We start from the raw sequence: 19,343 nt of genomic DNA, 5'->3' as shown, positions 1-19,343 counted from the left end.
CTTGTCCGCTCATCTGTTCCCGGCATTTCCGGAATGGGAGTTAGCACCTTGGTTACAGGTTGCTAAGACGTCGCAGGGCCCTTCCCTCGGTCTTTCTCGATAAGCAAGCTCAAAGTTAATAGCATTTTGGAATAAAAGCAGGAGGACAGGTTCAAATCAGACGATTTTATTCATGAAATATTCAAGCTTTCTGATTATGGCCGAACTCCAACACTCAAGCCCACGACCGGTCCGGTGAGAAATTGGGCCATTCCCAATTCTCCCAATCTATAATTTCCCATTGCAAGTTCATATCCTGCCGACGCGCTCACCACCAAATCGAAAAGTTTTCGGTTGGTCATCGGAATCCCGTATTCTACCAAAAATTCAGGCTTGGCCATCAATCCGGAACTTTTCAGATAACCGTCAAAATAGCGTTGTTCGAAAATCTCAGGAAAATCCGGCTTTTCATTTTGACTAAGGGTATATCGGAGATTTCCATAGCCCAATCCACCCATTGCTCCGAAAGAGAAATTTTTAAACTGAAAAAACTTCACCCCTCCGTTTGCATAAATCCGCACACTGTTCAGGGACTGATTTTGAAAATTTGTGGCCGGGCCTTCCAGTGCTGAATTGTAAACATCAATCCCGTAAAGAAAGCCATCGGTTTCGCCCAAAATTCTCAAACCCCAATTCGATGGAGTTCCATCCAGTGGCAAATAACCTGTATCAATAAGTTCCTTGTTGAGTTTGTCCGCATTATTGAAATGAAATCCCCGGAACAAGGACACTCCAATTGAGGCATCTTTATAGAAAAAATTCCGGTCAGGAAGGGAAATCCCAGCTCCGATTCTCAAAAAAGCCCCTGCTTGAGTATTGTCAAAGGACATGGCGTTCATCTGCCATTTTCCCTCAAAGGGGCTGAACGAATAGCCAACTTTTGCCAAAACTTCCACCGCTTCTTTTCTACCGGGAAGATCAAAATCATATGAAAGTTGAAATCCGATTTCGGTCAAAAAATCGCCAAAATATTGAGTTCCTTTCTGGATATTATTTTCACGTAGGATAAACCCCTCCTGAGGTTCTCGCAGGAAAAGCTCCAGGTTTTGGGTAGGATTGGATGGCAGCATTTCAAAATTCAGATATCCAACACCCAATGACATGTAGTGAATCAATTGGAATTTACCCTCCTCTGTCAGTGAATATCCAACATTGAAAAGCCCTCTAGTGGTGCGATATCTGATTTCAAATTCATCGTATTCACTGACCTTGCTTTGGTGATGGGAAAGCTCAAAACCAAGAACAAAATCATGGATTCTGGCCTGATAACCAAGTCCATAAGTACGATATCGGTTTCTTAATGGTGAAAGCCCCCGGTCGGCAAGCATTTCGTTAAACTGTCTGAGGTTGGCGCCAGAAATCCCCGTAAAGCCGTAGATAGTCGACCGCTTGTTGTAGAGTTCTTGGGCAAGTACAAATTCCGGAAGTGATAAGAGGAAAAGGAAAAGAAAAAACCTTCTAAGAGGAGTCATGAATTCAGGTTTGAGGGAAGCGGTTAAGTTTAGCTGCCTTTGGGCAAAATTAATGCTAAACCCCAATTTCACCCCGATCTTTTGGATTGAGATATTTTAAAATTTTTTCAAAAAGTATTTCCGGAGTAAAAGGCTTCGGTATAATATCATTCATTCCACTGAGTTTCATCTCTTCTTTTACTTCATTGATGGAGGCCGCGGTCAAGGCTAAAATTGGGACATTCCGCTTAGTGAAATCACTATGCTTCCGGATGGATTTGGCAACTGAAAAACCATCCAAGCCCGGCATCTGCAGATCCAGGAGGATAAGATCAAATTGGCCAACATTGAACCGATCCAAGGCTTCCTGGCCATCAGAGGCGATTACCAGGTTTCCTGCATTCCACTTGGTCAGGAATTTTCGGATCAAAATCTGGTTGACAGTATTGTCTTCTGCAACCAAAATAGATGCATTTTCCAGGGATCGGTGTTGGGAAAATACCCTTTCCTTTTCCTTCTCAAACTTGCCGGTTTCTACAAATTCAAATGGAATGGTGAATTCAAAAACACTGCCACCTTCATTACGCGGCCTCACTTCAATTTCCCCTCCAAATAATTCTACCAAACGTTTGACAATTGCAAGCCCCAATCCGGTACCTCCATATTTCCTGCTTGTGGAGGAGGATGCTTGGGTAAATGCCTCAAAGATCGACTTCCGTTTATTTTCAGCAATTCCAATTCCAGAATCTTCAAACAAAAACCGGATGTCAGTCCATTTACCCTGAGTGAATTCTCTCGAAATCGAAATCCTCACAAAGCCTTTCTCGGTAAACTTGATCGCATTGGAAACCAGGTTGTTTACAATCTGTCCAATCCGAAGTGAATCTCCAATCAGTATTTCTGGAATTGCCTCATCCATGACACAGGTTACTTTCAGCCCTTTTTCGGTGGCTTGGAAACTGTGTGAATGCACAATCCTGTGGATGATGTTTCTCAAATCAAAAGGGGCCTGTTCCAGATCTACCTTTCCTGAATCAATTTTGTTGTAGTCAAGGATGTCGTTGATCAGGGCCATCAGATTTTCCGCCGAAAACTGGAGGGTCTTGAGGTTTTCCAACTGATCGGGACGTGGATTTTCTTCCATGAGAAAATGTGAAAGTCCAATGACAGCATTCATCGGAGTGCGGATCTCATGGCTCATCACCGAAAGAAATTGAGATTTGATCTGAGAGGCCTGTTCCGCTTTTTCCTTGGCAAGAAGGAGTTCCCGTTGGGTTTCCTTAAGTTTGGAAATATCCCTGGCGACACCCGTGTAATACCGGTGAATCCCACTTTTGTCTACAATCAGTTTCCCGTTGGAATTGAAAACCCGATAATCGCCGTATTTATGGCGAAGCCTGAATTCAAGAAATTGATTGGTGGCCAGGAAATCTTTGGTGTCACCCAACATTTCCTGAAATACTCCCAAATCATCCGGATGCAGAAAATCAAAAATACTTCTTCCCGTGACTTCTTCGCTGTCATAACCAAGAAACTGCTTCACATTGGGAGACACGTAATGAAGCAAAAACGTCTCTGTGAGGGAGAAAATAATTTCGGTAGACTCCTCCACCAGGCGGCGGTATTTTTCCTCGGATTGCTGTAAGTCAAGCTTGGCCTGATATTCTTCCTGAATATCCCTGACGATACTCAGGGCATATTTTACCTGACCATTTTCCACAATAGGCCTGATCGTGCGGTGGTAATGTCTGTCTTTGAAGAAAAATTCGGTCTCGACGATTTCCATATTATTGTAAACCCGGTCGAGAATTGCATTGATTTCTCCATAAGGGGTTAGCTGCAAGTCCTGAAGTTTTTTTCCTTCAAAATCCTCCCGCTTCAAGCCCCATTTTTCAAAGTTTGTGCCCTCTGCCAAAATATATGTCCGCTCGGAATCCACCAAGAATATGTTGGTTCCCGGAATGTTGGCTGCCAAAACCCGGTATTGGTTGTCTCGCTGCTGTTGGATCAGCTCCAGATTCTTCCTGTCCGAAATATCCTGGAATAGACCTTCATGCAGGATTATCTTGCCCGATTCCGTGGTCACATCACGTGTTCGATCTTCCACCCAGACAAATTCTCCAGATGCAGTTTTAATCCGGTATTCACCTGAAAATGCAGGAACTCCTTCCAGTGTTTTACCGGCTTTGGATTTTGCGAAAATCTTTGCGGAATCTTCCGGATGCAATAAATCCAAAAATGAAATTTGATTTTTGATCAGATAAGCCGCGTCATACCCAAATCGGCTGATATTTTCTGAAATATATTGGATTCTATACCTATTGTCGGGATCCACTCTGAACAGTACCGCTGGACTGTTTTCAACAATCAATTGAGCCCTTTTTGCGATTTGTTCCGATTTATACTTTTCTTCCAAACCTCTCAAAATCACCGAATAACCGATTTTCTCTTTGCCTTCGGCATGGATAGCCTGGATCGAGATTTCAAAAGGAGATCTTTCGGTATGCTTGGTTTGAATATCACGTTCTGATTTCCAAACCTCTCCCAGTTTCAAGCCACTGGCGATGGTTTCTAGGTTTTCTCTCTTATTCCAAACAAAATTCACCAAATCGCTTAAGTGACCTTCGAAGTCCCTGGCGGTCTCCGGACAACACAATTGAACTGCGGCTTCATTCAGATAAATGACTTCAAAACCCAAATTGGTCACCAAAATAGGATCGTTCACCTGTGCTAAAATCTGAGACTGAAGTCGCAGGTAGGTGTCAGAAGCCCGCTTGTGGGAAATATCCGTGCAGAATCCATAAACCTCCAGTCCCTGGGTCAGAAATTCACTTTTGCCCTCAATTTCATAACTGATAAACTTGACCTCCCCTTTCTGATCCGAAATCGTGAACTCTCCGGATGTCCGGATCAACTCCTTGCTGGAGAGTTTCAGGTTTTTAATAAATCCCGCCCTAAAGGGCTTGTCTATCCGGAAAATCAGTGAGGAAAATTCCTGTGTGATGGGCTTATTACCCAAACCAAACAGGGCAGCCAAGCCTCCTGAAAAATAAAAGCGGTTTTTATAGGTGCTAAACCTCCAGGAACCTGACTTGGAAAGCACTTCGGTATTTGCCAGCAGGTTTTCGTTCCTTTCCAGTTTTCGGGTCATTTGGCTACCCAGATAGGCACCTGCCAATACATCACCCAATTGCCGGAGTACCTGAAGCTCCTTTTCCTCAAATGGAAATTCCTGGAATTCGGATTCAAACCGGATGAGTCCAAGAAGTTTTCCACCGGAAATCATGGGAACCAAAATCCTTGAATTTCCCAGTTCTCTGATGGCATGCTGCTCTGACAACTCACCTGAAACCAAGCGAACTTTTCCCTTTTCCAAAAAAGGCTGGTTTTCAAAAATTATCCCCACCTCTTCCCTGGACAGCCGATATGGCCGATTTCCTTCTTTTCCGTAGGTCCAGGAATTCAGTGCTTCCAACTCTTCGGTTTCCCGATTGAAAACCAAAATTTCACCATTTCTCGCATTCAAAAACTCGCCAAATCTGGCAATAGCAGAGAAAAAAACCGGCTCCAAATCCCTAAAACTCCCATTGATCAGCCTTGAAGAAATCTGGATGATGAGGTTTTCAATTTCATAGCGCCTTTGGAGGGAATTTTCAGTATGAATGTATTCCGTAATGTCCCTTGAACTGAAAAGGATCCCCTGAATCTGAGGGTCATTGAGGAGGTTTTTGGCAAAACTTTCCAGGTAAATCCGCTTCCCGTCTTTTAATTTCACCCAAAAATCAATGGCTACTTCCGACTCAGAATTCAATACCTCATCAAAGTCTCCTTTGACAATTTCTATAATTCCCTCCAAGACAAAGTCTTTGAAATTTCTTCCCTGGATTTCAAAAGGCTGAAAACCCAACCTTTCCGTTGCCGAATCACTGATAAACTTATAATTGCCGTATTTATCAAGTATTGCAATGAGGTCGTAGCTGTTTTTGAGGATACTCTGCATGTAGTGGAGCTCCGCAGTCAAGGCATCTCCCTCGATCAAAATTTCCTCATTTTGCTCAGTATTCCAGGTCTTGATCCGGCTGCCTTTGGCAATCAAAAAACGCGAATTGTAGCTCGACGGCAAGTTGATGAAGCTCCACTCAAAACATATTTTTTTGCCAATTGACGAAACAAGTGATTTAATCATCCGGCTTTTTGGCAATTCGCCCTTCTGAAAAAAGCCTTCAAGTTCATCGATCAATTCCCTTTTATTAAAGAAAAGCATCCATTCATCCGGGGCTGGATTGAAATTTTCCAGGAAGTATTTGTTGAAAAAAATAATTTCCTCTGATTCCATCAAAAACAGAGGTTCCTGGATTTCATTCAGAAAATCAGAAATATCGAATTGCTGGAATTGGCTCATGAATCGGGAGAAATGATTTTGGGGAACGGGTTTGAATTCCGCCAAAAAGGAAGGTAATATTTGAAAAGAAAACCTTAAACACAAACAGGAACTCTCATTATTTTTAGTTTTGTCCGGTTTACTTCAACTTTTCGTTACTTAAGAATTTCTGAAACATTTGAGTTTTTAACCAAACTTTCAGAGAGAAAAAACCGTGTGAGCACATGAAATACACTTAATCCTAAACCAATTCCTTTTCTATGATTATTTCCACCACTCCATCACTTGAAGGCTACCAAATCGATCAATACCTAGGGATCGTCTCTGGAGAGACAATTATAGGCGCTAACGTCTTCAAAGATTTTTTTGCAAGCATAACCGATATTGTTGGTGGCCGCTCCTCCGCATACGAACAGGTTTTACGCGAAGCAAAGGCGACAGCCATGTCAGAAATGGAAATGCAGGCAAGACATTTTGGAGCAAATGCGGTAGTAGGAATCGACTTGGACTATGAGACCATCCGCGACGGGATGCTCATGGTGACCGTCTCCGGCACTGCAGTGAAAGTGACCAAACTCTAAATCAAAAAGGCCTGAGAAATTCAGGCCTTTTTGATTTGATTCATGACAGTTTTGGTATCTGTGAGTTTGCAAAAATGATTTTCTACTATCACAACCGGTGCTGACTTGCACATATCCATGCATTTGGTCTGTAAAAATTTGCAATGTCCTTTGAGTGAACCTTCTGTGGCTGCTTCCTTCAAGGCTTTGCGTATCTTTTTTGATCCGGCCTTTTTACAATCCGGCCCACTACAGATAAAAACCAACTTTCTATTAAACTTCATCACATTCCTGAGATAGCCTGCATGATCAATCCACAAAGATAACCTCCATAAGTTCCTAAAGCATAACCCAACACTGCAAGTAATACTCCAACTGAAGCAAGTGATGGATCAAAAGCAGATGCGACTATCGGAGCCGAAGCAGCTCCTCCGATATTTGCCTGAGAACCCACTGCCACATAAAAGAATGGGGCTTTTATTAGCCATGCTACAAGGGTCATAATTAGAACGTGAAACATCATCCAAATAATCCCTACCAAGAACAAAACTGGGCTATCCAAGATCGCGCCTAAGTCCATCTGCATCCCGATAGTAGCTACAAGTACATACAGGAGCACACTTCCCATACGTGAGGCACCGGCACCTTCCAGATTTCGAGCCTTAGTAAATGAAAGCACCAGACCTGCCGTGGTAGCAATTACGACAATCCAGAAAAAGGCAGAATTCAGGGAATACTGATTGAGCTCGGGATAATTGGACTCAAACCAAGGAGCCAAGAAATCAGCCGCTAAATGGGAAACTCCAGTAACACCAAATCCAAAACCCAAAATCAGCATGGTATCGCCAAGGCTCGGAATTTTCATGATTCCCTCTCGGTGTTTGGCAATCCGGTCCCTTAGCTCATATATGGCTGAAGTGTCCGCTTTGAGAAGTTTATCCAGTTTTTCCGGTTTTGCTGCCCAATACAGCAAAAACGCCATCCAAAGATTGGCTACTAGGACATCGACTGCAATCATTTGCCCAAATAAAGTTGGACTCGCTCCAAACACCTCCAACATGGCGGTTTGGTTGGCTCCACCACCAATCCAGCTACCTGCAATAGTAGAGAGTCCGCGCCAAATCTCGTCGGATCCTGTTCCTGAATAGATCTCCGGATAAAAAAAGCCAACAGTCAATAAAGCCAGTGGTCCACCTAAAATTACCCCGACTGTGCCTGCCAAAAACATAGTAAGTGCTTTCGGGCCTAGTTTTAGGATTCCTTTCAGATCTATACTGATGGTGAAAAGTACAAGTGATGCCGGCAAAAGGTACCGTGAAGCTACTCTGTATAAGTTAGAGGATTCACCTGAAATCAGACCAAGTGAATTGAAAACTGCCGGGATAAAATAGCAAAGCAAAACCGTTGGGACATACGTGTAGAATTTCACCCAAAATGGTCTTTTGCTGGCAGAGCTTGCAAAAACGAAGGCCAAAGTTGCCATCAGCAACCCAAAAACTACTGCGTCATTACTAATCAAAGGAGTATTTTCTTCCATGTCAAGGGATCCAATTTGAAGTGCAACAATACCAACAATTAGCTGAAAAGTCCAATCCCTATTCTTGTCCTAAGTCCAGGATTTGAATTAATTCACTCAATATCATCGCAGTAGCTCCCCAAACAACCTCCCCGTCAATTTCAAAGTAGGGTGTGTCCAACTTTAATGCTGGACCAAATTCAAGGACTTTTTGCTTTCTCACTTCAGGCTTCAACAAGAATTGAAGGTTTGTCTGAATAATTCTGAAAACTTCCTTTTCTTCGGGGATAAGGTCTGGCCGTTTTTCCAAAAAACCGATCACTGGACTCACTAAAAAATTGCTGGTTGGAATATAGAGGTCGCTCAACTTACCCAAAATCTGAACTTCCCTCCGATTAATACCCACTTCCTCTTCTGCTTCTCTCAGGGCAGTTTGGATGATGTTGAGGTCTCCCTCTTCCATTTTCCCTCCGGGAAAAGCTACCTGGCCACTGTGGAATCCCGGATATTCGGGTCTTTTGATCAATGGAAAAAATGAACCCATTTCACCTGGATAAAACAAAATCAAGACCCCACTTTTCCGGTGATTTTCTGGCAAAACGGGTTCAAAACGCCTCATATCCACAGGTTGTGGAGACATCTTCAGATGGGCATCTTTACCGGGAAGGGGATCTTTCAGCCTTCTTTCCAGCTGCCGGATCAATTGATCAAATTCCATCGGAGGTCAAATCCACGGACTTTAACTTCAAATCCAAATAGGATTCCTGGAGGTATTCTTTTGCAACCTGGTTCAATTTGAATTGGGCGAACCGATGTGTTCTTACATCAATAATCCATGCCATCGGCCTAAAACCTTCCTCTTCCTGAAAAAAACCCAAAACCAAAAATTCAGTGGAATTCAACCACATTCCATCCTCAAACATTCCTGAGGGCCCCATGAAAAGCAAACGCTCTTTCATTCCGTCGGCCCGATACCAAATCACCTCAGAATCAGGGTTTAAAAAAGGTTGATCCAGACTTTCTTGAGCCTCCACTTTATAGGAATAGATGTCCATTGTGCCATTTCCTTCGGGATGCGTAAGCTGATAAGGGAAAAGTGGATCATTCGCCAGAATCGGGTTTTTCTCTGGCATTTCCATCGGATCAATGGAATCTGTAAAGACAAATTCAAAATTACTGCCATCAAAATTCCCTACTTTTTCACCCCAGTGTTTTTGCCAAGTGGATTTTTGTGCCAATCCAAGATCAATTTGATTTCGCATTTTCTCCAATAGTGCTGTTTCAGGGCTCACCTCCACGGCGGTCTCATTTTTGGTGGAATCGGAAGATTCGCAGGCAACTAAAAGGCCAAACACCACTAGCCAAACGGGGAAATAAGGGATCCTGAATTTGCTCATAGGTAAAAATTGAAAGTTGAAGCTAAGAGTTGTGTTGGAAAAATCAAACCAAATTTAAGAAGAGGAGAAAAAGCCAATTCCCAACAAAAGCAATATTTCAAACACTATTGAATCAGAAAAAATTAGAGATTAATTGAAAGCCCTGGAAAGACGCTCCGATTTGCCGAATTTTATACTTAATCCAGATGGCATGTACCTGGATTTTGTCAAACCAAGAGATTTTATAGAAGCTAACAGCAGCTTTTTGAAAAAAAAGTCACCTTAGTTTTTGGAGAAAGAAGTTAGGAGGCAAAGTTGCCTCCTAAACATAATTTTCACCTCGCTTAATTACCTAAATCTCTGAAATAAAGTTCCTTGGCTTCGATCATCATGCCCGTATTGTGGCATTGAATGGCAAAAAAGCCATTTTTATACTCCTCATCTTGGTAGCTCATCACCAGTTCATCATTAATCCAAATCTGGATGTCCGGGCCAACCGCTCTCACGCTCATGGTAAACCATTCATCATCTTTAGTGATCAGTTTGGTCGCTTTTCCTGTTGGAGTGCCTGGTTTCCACAACCATCCGGTGTGGGCTTTCTGGGAATGACAGATTTGTGCTTCATACCCTCTTGGGTATCCGTCTGGATTATCTGAGGGAGGATTACTTCGAAAATACAATCCGCTGTTGCCTCCCCCTCCCTGATCACTAATACGGAAGGTTCCTTTTACTTCCAGGTCAGTAAGCTCTGGTGTAGCATAAATATGCCCATTGGCACCCTGGCCAATCATCACCCCATTTTCCACTATCCATTCAGCTTTCCCACGTACAGTCCATCCTTCCAGGTTTTTTCCATTGAAGAGGGATATCCAATCTGTGTCCTGACTGAAAGTGCAAAGCGGTAAACTGAGCATCAGAACCGCTATGAAAAATTGCTTTTTCAAATTCTTCTGTGATTAATTTTCGATCAATTGATGATACCTCGCCATGTAGTACGGCAAAAGATAAAAGGTGCCTTCTTGCTCAGCCGTTCCGCCGCCTACTTCCCGATATAGCAGTGCAAAACCGTCTCGGTCCTGACGCACATGTCCACGCTCATCGACAGGAACAGCATAGGTATCGTATCTCCAGCCCATTCCCTCACCCTGTCCCGGTGTTGGATCAAGTACAATATCCAGTCTGTGCGTATTGTCCATTTCATATCCGATGAGATCAAAAGGTATCCGCTCCAGAGTTTCTACAATATCTTCGCTTTTGGTATCCCAAGTGCTATAGAGTTTCACTTTCTGAGGAGCATAGAGTTTGTTTTCGGGAAAAACAACTTCGGGGTTAAAGAAACCTTCCTGAGCTTTCTCTGCAAACTTTTGACTCAATGCACCATAAATGGTATTCCAAAAGGAATTCTTTTGTTTACTGATGTGTAGCCAGGTGTACTCTAGTGATTCCCGGTACATCAATAAAAGCTCAGGATCTTTTTCGTAGTTGATCAAACCATAAAAACTCATCAAAGACAGGTTATTGTCCCAAGGAACAACATTGTCCGGCGGGAAAAACTCCTTGGCATGCATGGCATTGATGTGATAGTTGTATTTATCCCGAAGCATTTTGGCAACTTCATCGTATTTGGAATCACCAGTGACATGACTGGCCACGTTAAGAAAAGACAACATCATCATGGAATTGAGTCCACGCTGATCCCATCCCCAAACTGAAGCCATATATTCAGGAGAAAAATTTCCCCAACGGGTAGATAGGCCGTCATGATCTTTTAGCATAAACCCGTTTCGAATCAAGTGATCAGTGATGTCGGCTACGACATCTCTTACCATTGCTTTTTCCTCTTCAGTTTTGGCAACTAAATCATAATAAACCGCATAGAAGAAATAATGTCCTGCCAATTCATCTGAACTGGTATCGCATTTCCACATGTATTTTCCGTCTTTACTAGTCGGAAAGCGAGGATAGATATCCTTCCAAAATGGGTCAGATTGCTGATGCCTTTTGTTGTATTCTCTGCTATATTGTTCATTGACCGGCTCACGATAATCAATCGGTATGATCACCCGAGCAGGAAAACCAGACTCATGGGTGATGTCCACTAGCCATTTGCAGGCTACAAGACTACGGTCTGCCAAGGCCTTGGCTTCCGGATCTCCGGTAACTGCATAGCGAAATGCCTGTGCTGCTCCATACATGGAGGTGTACATGCCGTCATTGTCAGAGATACCCAGCTCATACGAACTGATTTCAAAAGGAACCTGAAGGTTATTTGGGGCCACAAATCCCATTCTCACATGCCGATCCTCTGTTTGTTTGGTGAAAAAGGCAGCTTTTTCCTCATAGGTCATCGGTACGGAGGCGATCTGGCTGATCCCCTGATTGGTGGCGATCCAAGCAGTACCGGATTTGTCGATAGTTATGTCATTGACGTGATCGTCAGGCAACCAGCGACGGCTGAACCGGTAGTAGAAATAATCATCCTGAACGCGGATCGCGCCTTTTTTGGTTCCAAACCAAACCTCTCCATTTGGCCCAGCGAAGGCACTGGTGAAGTTGTTGTAAGGAAGACCTTCTGCTCCGGTAAAGAGTTTCCACTTTCCTTCGTCCAATCTGCCGATACCTTGTTTGGCACCAAACCAAAGACGACCCTGGCTGTCCACCACCAAAGCGGCAACATCCTTGGGCGACCAGCTATAACTGCTATCTGCAGGAAGCACAGATTCCAAGTTATTTCCCGAGGTACTGCGGTATAATCCGTTTTCAGTACCCACCCATACTTTTCCTAGGTGATTGATTGAGGATAAAACTTTCCCGGATCCTTCAGGAAGTTTAATCCCAGAAAGCGTTGGTTTACTGATCTTATTTTTGGAACTGGTCCATCTCTCTCCATTAAATTCAAAAAAAGATCCTTTAGACTCTGCAACAGGAACACCATTGATTAACTGGATTCTATCGATGGATCCTTCAGGAAGGTCTTTTTTAGAATCATGAATGATCGCCACATCCTGGTTAAAGACCTTTTCCTTTTTGAGAGGAATAAAAGCCGTGCTCAACAAGAGTACAGCAGAAGCAAGAAAGAATTTCATTAGTTAGGGGTTTGATTTTTTTGTTATATCGTTACCGATTCACCCGTTCCGGATGAATCATTTCCTTCTCCGGACGTTGATTTTATTTTGCTTATATCTTCCCGAAGCCTTTGACTGAAAAGTGCCATATCCGAACTGTGGATCACGATATTCACACCTTCCTTGATCCAGTCGATTTGTCTTTGGGGCTCGAGGGAAAAGTGAATCCCAACGCCAAGCGTATGCTTTCTGGCCTTTTGGACAATGGTTTTGACCATGGCAATAAAATCCGGGTGATCATATTGCTCTGGTATGCCCATATTAATGGATAAATCATGGGGGCCGATAAAAACCGCATCCAGTCCCTCAATACTCAATAATTCATCGAGTCGCTCCACTGCCGGGATGCTTTCGATATTGGCAATGCAGAGATTGCCGTGGTTGAAGCGATCCAGATATTCTCTTAATTCTGGGCTGGGACCTGTTTTTCCGCTAAGAATACTTTCCAGTTTTTCACCCTTCAGGGGTCGGTATTTGGTGGCGCCGATTAATTCTTTGATTTGGGCAGGATTCTCAAGGTAAGGTGCAATTACTCCAATGGCTCCATCATCAATCGCCTGACTGGCCCGGTAGGGATCTGGCCGGCGGATGCGTACAATCGGTGTGAGTCCTTTGGCTTGGTAACCCAGACACATCCTCGAAAGGTCAGCTCTGTCGATGGCAATGTGCTCGGTATCCAGAAATACAAAATCAAGTCCCGAATCAGCAACTAGGTTTTGCCATCGTGGCGCGTTGGTTGTAATGCAGGTGCCATAGACAGTTTTTCCCTGTATTAGCTTTTGTTTCAAATCATCCTTTTGAAAACCGATCATTTTCTATTGAATCAGGGTATCATTTTTGGCTTGCCGACTTAATTATATACCCCATTCTGCCTGAATTGTACTAGTTGAATTCCATCTATTTGAGTGAAATGAATGAAAACCAGGCAATAAGTATTTTGTCCAATGATCTACAAGTAGATATACAGTTGAATTAATAGTCCCTTCCTACTTTACTGAAGTATTAACACAAGGAAAAATCCGCTCTTTTTTCACCAGTATATGAAAACCACTACTTCTCTAAAATTCATTTTATCCAGTTTTCTCTTCATCCAATTTACCTGGGTACAAGCTCAGGAAATGATGGATTTTACCAATGCTTCACTTTTCGTTTCGAAAAAAGAATCAGCTGAGCTTGGACATGTGATCCAAGTCTTTCAGGAAGAAGTGGAAAAAAGAAGTGGCAAAATGATCCAACAAAGTAAGAAGTTGGATATGACCCTTCCTCAAATCGTGCTGATAATGGAAAAGGGAGTGGAAGAACTTCCCGAAAGTTTGGCAAACCCGCTCAATGATCTGGAAAATATCAATCCGGAGGGATATCGGATAGTGATGCTGCCTTTGGAGCAAAAAGTGATTATTCAGGCAAAAACGAAGCGTGGCGCATTGTATGGAGTGGGGAAGTTGTTGAGGAAAATGAAAATGGGCCCCGATGAAGTGCTTATACCTGAAAACCTGACAATGGCATCTTCACCCCAATATGAAATCCGTGGTCATCAGCTCGGCTACCGGCCCAAAACCAACAGTTACGATGCTTGGTCGGTGGCTCAATTTGATCAGTACATCCGGGACCTGGCCATCTTTGGTGCCAATAGCATTGAAATTATGCCTCCCCGTACTGATGATGATTTCACCAGCAAGCACATGCAATTGCCAGCCATCGACATGATCAGGGAGCAATCACGGATTTGCGATAAATACGACCTTGATGTATGGATGTGGTATCCCAATCTGGGCAAGGACTACCGGCATCCCGACTCTCTTAAAAGGGAAATCGAAGAACGGCACGAGGTTTTTTCTTCCGTTCCGCGTTTGGATCACCTTTTTATTCCGGGTGGAGATCCTGGAGATCTGGAACCGGACGTCCTTTTTGAATGGATGGAACAGGTGGCCGACATTCTTCATGAGCATCATCCGAATGCTAAAATCTGGATCTCACCTCAGGTTTTCCGCCCTACCAAGGAATGGTTTGATATCTTCTTTGCACAGGTCAATAAAAAGCCGAAATGGTTGGGAGGGGTTGTTTTTGGTCCTTGGGTCAAATTACCAATTGACGAAATCAGGGAAAGATTGGACCGGGAAATTCCCATCCGAAGATACCCTGACATCACCCATAGCTTGAGTTCACAATATCCGATACCCAGATGGGATCTTGCTTGGGCCATTACCTTGGGCAGGGAATGTATCAACCCACGGCCAAGCGATGAGAAAATGATTCATAATGCTTTGGACCAATATGCTAATGGAAGTATTTCCTATTCCGAGGGCACCAATGATGATTTGAATAAATTCATTTGGAGCGACCAGGATTGGGATCCAGAAATCCCTGAAATTGAAACCCTCAGGGATTATGCCCGCTATTTTATTGACTCAGATCAGGCAGAAGAACTTGCTCAGGGATTTGTGGCCTTGGAGGAAAACCTTCGGGGTCCCCTGCTGACCAATACCAAGGTGACTACCACCTTGCAGCAATGGCAGGATATTGACCAAAAGAGCAATCCCGAGGTTAAGAAGAATTTCCGTTTCCAGATGGGGTTAATCAGAGCTTACTACGATGCGTATGTCCAGAAAAGGCTCGTTTTTGAGAAATGGTTGGAACAATCCGCCCTCGAAAAACTTGGAAACTATCAAGAATTAGGTGCAGACCAAGCGATCCAGCAATGCAAATCCACCCTTGCTTCTGCCATTAAAGAACCCATTGCACCTGGCCTGAAGGCCAAAAGCGAATCCTTGGCTGACGAGCTTTTCCAAAGTATTGGTGCCCAGCTGACGGTGGAAAAACACGGAGCTATGGATGGTCGGGGCAATTTTATAGACAATATGGACAGTCCTTTAAATGATATCGCATGGATCTATTCCCAACTTTCAAAAGCAGAAACAGCTTCCAAGGAAGAGGAAAAAGTAGCGATTATCCGAGGAATTCTGGAGCGGACAAATCCCGGTCCGGGAGGGTTTTATGATAATTTTGGCGATCCGGCAAGTTGGAAAAGAGTGGTTTTTCGGTATGATGTTGCCAAGGACCCCGGAAGCCTCAGAACCCCAAGGGTAAGTTTTGGAGTGGGTTTGAAGGATGTAGAATGGGTTCATGTAGTCAAAGCAACAGGATTTGACAGCGATGCTGCTCCCATGGCTTGGATGCATCAGGTGAACACACTTTACGATTTGCCACTGGAAATCCATTATGACCAATTGGATCCGGAAAGCACCTATACGATCAGGGTCGCCTATACTGGGAGGTTCAGATCAAAAATGAAAATGACTTCGGATGGCCTGCTCGTTCATGATTTTATCCAAACGGGCATACAGCCAGTTTATGAATTTCCCATTCCAGCAGAAGCTACCAGAGACGGTAAAGTGACTTTCTCCTGGACTTGCGGGGAAGGTCAGCGGGGTTCCCAGGTGTCGGAAATTTGGATTATCCGGAATTGAAAAAATGATTACCCGCAATTTGCCAGTGAAACTCATTTGAACTTACAACAAGCGGATAATCGTCCACAGACCACGGACAACAGTCGACAGCATCTCTGAATGGACCCCAAACTTAATATTGTTTTGTTAGTGGGAAAGAATCGCCTTCTAGATTAGGAAAAAAGTCTTAGACCATACCAGCAGAAATCCTTGTGCTATTCTCTGCTCTAAAGAAGTAACTTGAATCGGTAACAAACAAAAAAGGCCTGGATATCATCCGGGCCTTTTCCTGCTCTCAAACCTATTAAACCTATTGTAGATATTCAATTCATGAATATGCTCGAAAAGTAGAAAATGTTTTCATTCCCTCCAAACAATCGATTGCGAAAAATTTTCAATATTTTATTCTGTGACATTTGTTCTCCTATAAATCACAGAAAATCAGGGGCTTTTTAAAAAAACATCTTCTCCTTTTTCCTAAAAAAATTCATTTTTAACCTTTGTTGCCAAATTTCCTATGCCAACCCGAGCGCTACCACTAGCCAATAAAATATTTGAAGGCTTTCTTACCTATGTTGAGACCTTCAATACCTATACCAGACTTGCCCCACTTTATTTTGCACAGCGCAACTGGCAGGCAACCCAACTCAATCATCGTCAACGACTTAGACTTTACAAGGATCTTTTGTTTCAATTGTCAAAAGTGTTTCAGGAAATACTTGGAACAGATTCTGACAATCGGAAAATCTGGACTTTGATCCGAAATGAATACCAACAATTGATTCAAGACAGACCGGATGTGGAGTTGGCAGAGACATTTTTCAATTCTTTATTCCGCAAGGCCTTCCCTAACAACCCATTGGATGAAGAATTGATGTTTGTGATGGAAGGATACAACTCCTGCGAAATCCGCGAAAATTCGGAATTGCTCCACACTTACCCTGCTGCGATGGGATTGGAGCTGATCATCCGACAGATACTGGAGGATTACGATTTTGGGGCTCCATTTATGGAAAAGGAAAGGGATATCGAGTTCCTTGTGGAAGGAGTCAAAAAAGTAATTTTAACTAGATATAAGGTTGAAGTGGGAACAAAAACCCAACTTCTAAAGCCTGTTTTTTACCGAAACAAAGCCGCCTACCTGATCGGAAGAACTTATGTCGGCAATAAATGGATGCCTTTTATCATTCCTTTCATGCATGGTCCAAAAGGCGTCTATGTAGATACACTGATCTTTGACCCGAATTTGATGAGTCATTTATTCAGTTTTACCAGGTCTTATTTCATGGTGGAGGTGGCAGTTCCATCCCAAATCATAGGGTTTTTGAGTTCGGTCATCCCCCACAAAAAAATACACGAACTCTACAATGCCATCGGCTTCAACAAGCATGGAAAGACTCTTTTTTACAGAGACTTTCTCTACCATTTGAATAAAAGCTCTGATGAATTTGTCGTCGCACCGGGGATCAAAGGAATGGTAATGACCGTATTCGCTTTGCCATCGCTAAACATTGTTTTCAAGTTGATCAAAGATCACTTTGAACCTCCTAAAAACATGACTAGGCAGGAGGTTCGTGAAAAATACAAACTCGTTTCTCTTCATGATCGAGTAGGCAGAATGGCCGATACCCATGAGTTTGAATACTTTAAAATTCCACTAAATCGTGTTAGTCCGGAATTGATGAATGAGCTGCGAAACACGACAAACTCACTTCTCCAGATCACAGAAAATCATCTGATTATCAAACATCTATATACGGAGCGAAAAATGGTTCCGCTCAATATTTTCCTCGAAACCTGCACAACAGAAGAAGGAAAACGTGCGGTCGAAGATTACGGTCGCGCCATCCTGCAACTTGCCCAAGCCAACATTTTCCCAGGAGATATGATGACCAAAAACTTTGGGCTTACAAGACAAAAACGGGTGATTTTTTACGATTACGATGAAATAGAATTCCTGGTGGACATGAATTTTCGTGAAAAGCCAAAGCCGGAAAACTACGAGCAAATCTATGCTTCAGAGCCTTGGTACGAGATTCACAAAAACGATGTCTTTCCTGAGGATTTTAGACGTTGGATGATTGGAAGAGCTGACTTAAAACCACATTTTTTGGAGTATCACAAAAATTTATTTGACCCTGCCTATTGGAATTCTTTGAAGCAAAGAATCCAAAATGGGGAGTTAATCCATGCTTTTCCCTATCCGGAAGAAATCCGATTTCGGTCCGGAGAGCAAGTCTGACATTGAAAGCATTTCATTTTTAACCCAACAAAACTTAATTTCGAAACTTCGGGTTAACATTTCCATCACCCCCAACCCATGATTCAAGAAGTTTCTTCAACTATTCATATTCCCACCCGGACCAAAAAAATCGTCCTTCAAACACCGGAAGACGACGATAGGCCGGTTTACATTTCAGGCAATTTCAACGAATGGACCACTCAGGATTTTAAGTTCAAAATGAACAAAATCGAGGAAGGAAAATACGAGTTTGATTTCCCTGAAAGCCCTGAATTCGAGGGTGAACTGATCTACAAATTCACAAAAGGAGACTGGTCAGAGGTAGAAATCGACCGCTACGGAAACCGAACTCCCAATCGTCATTGGAATGACGACAAGCCGGTGAAATTCGAAAAAGTAGCCAAATGGCGAAAAAACTGGCTCCCCTACCGACCTTCTCAACTTCCCCAAATCCACCTGATTTCCGAGGAATTTGAAATTCCCCAACTCAACAAGACCCGCAAAATCTGGGCGCTCCTCCCCCACGATTACGATACCAGCACGGAGCAGTATCCGGTGCTTTACCTGCACGATGCCCAAAATCTATTCAATGAGAATGCAGAGTTTGGCAACTGGCAGATCGATAAAAAGCTGGCAGTAATGTCGGATTATGGGATCGGAAAAATCATCATTATCGCAGTGGAACATGCAGAGGAAGAGCGACTTCAGGAATACAATGTCGGCAAAACTGTCTTAGGCCAAGGTCACGGCAAACAATACATCCGCTTCATTACCGACACGCTGAAACCATTTGTGGATAAAACCTACCGAACCAAATCGGAACGAGAGTTCACAGGAATCGGCGGCAGCTCCATGGGCGGATTGGTCAGCATTTTCTCAGGCCTAATATATCCGGAAGTTTTTGGAAAACTGATGGTTTTCTCACCCTCACTTTGGGTAATCCCAAAAATCAAACTTGGTTTTCTGGACTTTTTCGAACCTCAGGAAACACGACTTTACCTCTATGCCGGAGGGAAAGAAAGTGAAACGATGGTGGACCTAGTGACCAAGTTTCGCAAAAGAATCCTCAAGCGTGAAACGTTGCAAGGCAAGATGAAAGTGCGACTTTCAATCAATAAAAAAGGCAAACACAACGAATCCTATTGGAGCGACGAGTTCCCCAAAGCAATAGAATGGCTGTTTTTCAGTGATAAACCGGAGTAAAATC

At 43.2% G+C, this 19,343-nt stretch carries 13 protein-coding genes and 1 riboswitch; of the genes, 4 read left to right on the top strand and 9 right to left on the bottom strand.

The features are described from left to right. Window positions 1-6: 6 nt before the first annotated feature. Window positions 7-106: riboswitch (SAM riboswitch) on the bottom strand. Between the two features lie 88 nt (window positions 107-194). After that, window positions 195-1,511, bottom strand: a complete 1,317-nt coding sequence (locus B0E43_RS15105; protein WP_254423441.1) for a hypothetical protein — start codon at window positions 1,509-1,511, stop codon at window positions 195-197. 55 nt (window positions 1,512-1,566) lie between these two features. Continuing rightward, the gene (locus B0E43_RS15100; protein ID WP_139352784.1) at window positions 1,567-5,892 is read right to left on the bottom strand and encodes a PAS domain S-box protein; all 4,326 of its coding nucleotides are present in this window, start codon (window positions 5,890-5,892) and stop codon (window positions 1,567-1,569) included. Window positions 5,893-6,131: 239 nt separating this feature from the next. Here B0E43_RS15100 and B0E43_RS15095 point away from each other — a divergent pair, with 239 nt between their 5' ends. Further along, window positions 6,132-6,452, top strand: coding sequence for a YbjQ family protein (locus B0E43_RS15095; RefSeq protein ID WP_077351210.1), 321 nt, complete (start codon window positions 6,132-6,134; stop codon window positions 6,450-6,452). Between the two features lie 20 nt (window positions 6,453-6,472). Here the strand turns inward: B0E43_RS15095 and B0E43_RS15090 are convergent, their stop codons facing one another. From B0E43_RS15090 to B0E43_RS15060, 7 genes are all read right to left on the bottom strand, one after another. Then, window positions 6,473-6,715 (bottom strand): (2Fe-2S) ferredoxin domain-containing protein, encoded by a 243-nt coding sequence (locus B0E43_RS15090; RefSeq protein ID WP_077351208.1) that lies wholly within the window; start codon window positions 6,713-6,715, stop codon window positions 6,473-6,475. After that, window positions 6,715-7,968 (bottom strand): DUF819 domain-containing protein, encoded by a 1,254-nt coding sequence (locus B0E43_RS15085; protein ID WP_077351206.1) that lies wholly within the window; start codon window positions 7,966-7,968, stop codon window positions 6,715-6,717. Before B0E43_RS15085 ends, B0E43_RS15090 begins: the two co-directional genes overlap by 1 nt. Before the next feature lie 58 nt (window positions 7,969-8,026). After that, the gene (locus tag B0E43_RS15080) at window positions 8,027-8,665 is read right to left on the bottom strand and encodes a CoA pyrophosphatase (protein ID WP_077351204.1); all 639 of its coding nucleotides are present in this window, start codon (window positions 8,663-8,665) and stop codon (window positions 8,027-8,029) included. Continuing rightward, window positions 8,655-9,344 carry a hypothetical protein gene (locus B0E43_RS15075; RefSeq protein WP_077351202.1) on the bottom strand — a complete coding sequence of 230 codons (690 nt, stop codon included), beginning with the start codon at window positions 9,342-9,344 and terminating at the stop codon, window positions 8,655-8,657. The genes B0E43_RS15080 and B0E43_RS15075 overlap by 11 nt, the downstream gene beginning before the upstream one ends. 323 nt (window positions 9,345-9,667) lie before the next feature. Next, window positions 9,668-10,267 carry a DUF1080 domain-containing protein gene (locus tag B0E43_RS15070; RefSeq protein WP_139352783.1) on the bottom strand — a complete coding sequence of 200 codons (600 nt, stop codon included), beginning with the start codon at window positions 10,265-10,267 and terminating at the stop codon, window positions 9,668-9,670. Between the two features lie 12 nt (window positions 10,268-10,279). After that, a complete protein-coding gene (locus tag B0E43_RS15065) occupies window positions 10,280-12,409 on the bottom strand; it encodes a hypothetical protein (protein WP_077351198.1) in 2,130 nt (709 codons plus the stop codon). Between the two features lie 23 nt (window positions 12,410-12,432). Further along, entirely contained in the window at window positions 12,433-13,260 is an 828-nt protein-coding gene (locus tag B0E43_RS15060) for an HpcH/HpaI aldolase/citrate lyase family protein (protein ID WP_077351196.1), read from the bottom strand. A gap of 228 nt (window positions 13,261-13,488) precedes the next feature. Here B0E43_RS15060 and B0E43_RS15055 point away from each other — a divergent pair, with 228 nt between their 5' ends. From B0E43_RS15055 to B0E43_RS15045, 3 genes are all read left to right on the top strand, one after another. Continuing rightward, the gene (locus tag B0E43_RS15055) at window positions 13,489-15,915 is read left to right on the top strand and encodes a hypothetical protein (RefSeq protein ID WP_077351194.1); all 2,427 of its coding nucleotides are present in this window, start codon (window positions 13,489-13,491) and stop codon (window positions 15,913-15,915) included. Between the two features lie 496 nt (window positions 15,916-16,411). Beyond that, a complete protein-coding gene (gene aceK / locus B0E43_RS15050; RefSeq protein ID WP_077351192.1) occupies window positions 16,412-18,136 on the top strand; it encodes a bifunctional isocitrate dehydrogenase kinase/phosphatase in 1,725 nt (574 codons plus the stop codon). Between the two features lie 78 nt (window positions 18,137-18,214). Further along, window positions 18,215-19,339, top strand: coding sequence for an alpha/beta hydrolase (locus B0E43_RS15045; protein ID WP_077351190.1), 1,125 nt, complete (start codon window positions 18,215-18,217; stop codon window positions 19,337-19,339). The last annotated feature ends 4 nt before the right edge of the window (window positions 19,340-19,343 follow it).

Source organism: Algoriphagus sp. A40 (assembly GCF_002002735.1).
Classification (GTDB): Bacteria; Bacteroidota; Bacteroidia; order Cytophagales; family Cyclobacteriaceae; genus Algoriphagus.
Note: the sequence above shows the minus strand (reverse complement) of the source record. Positions and strands in the feature narration are given on the sequence as shown.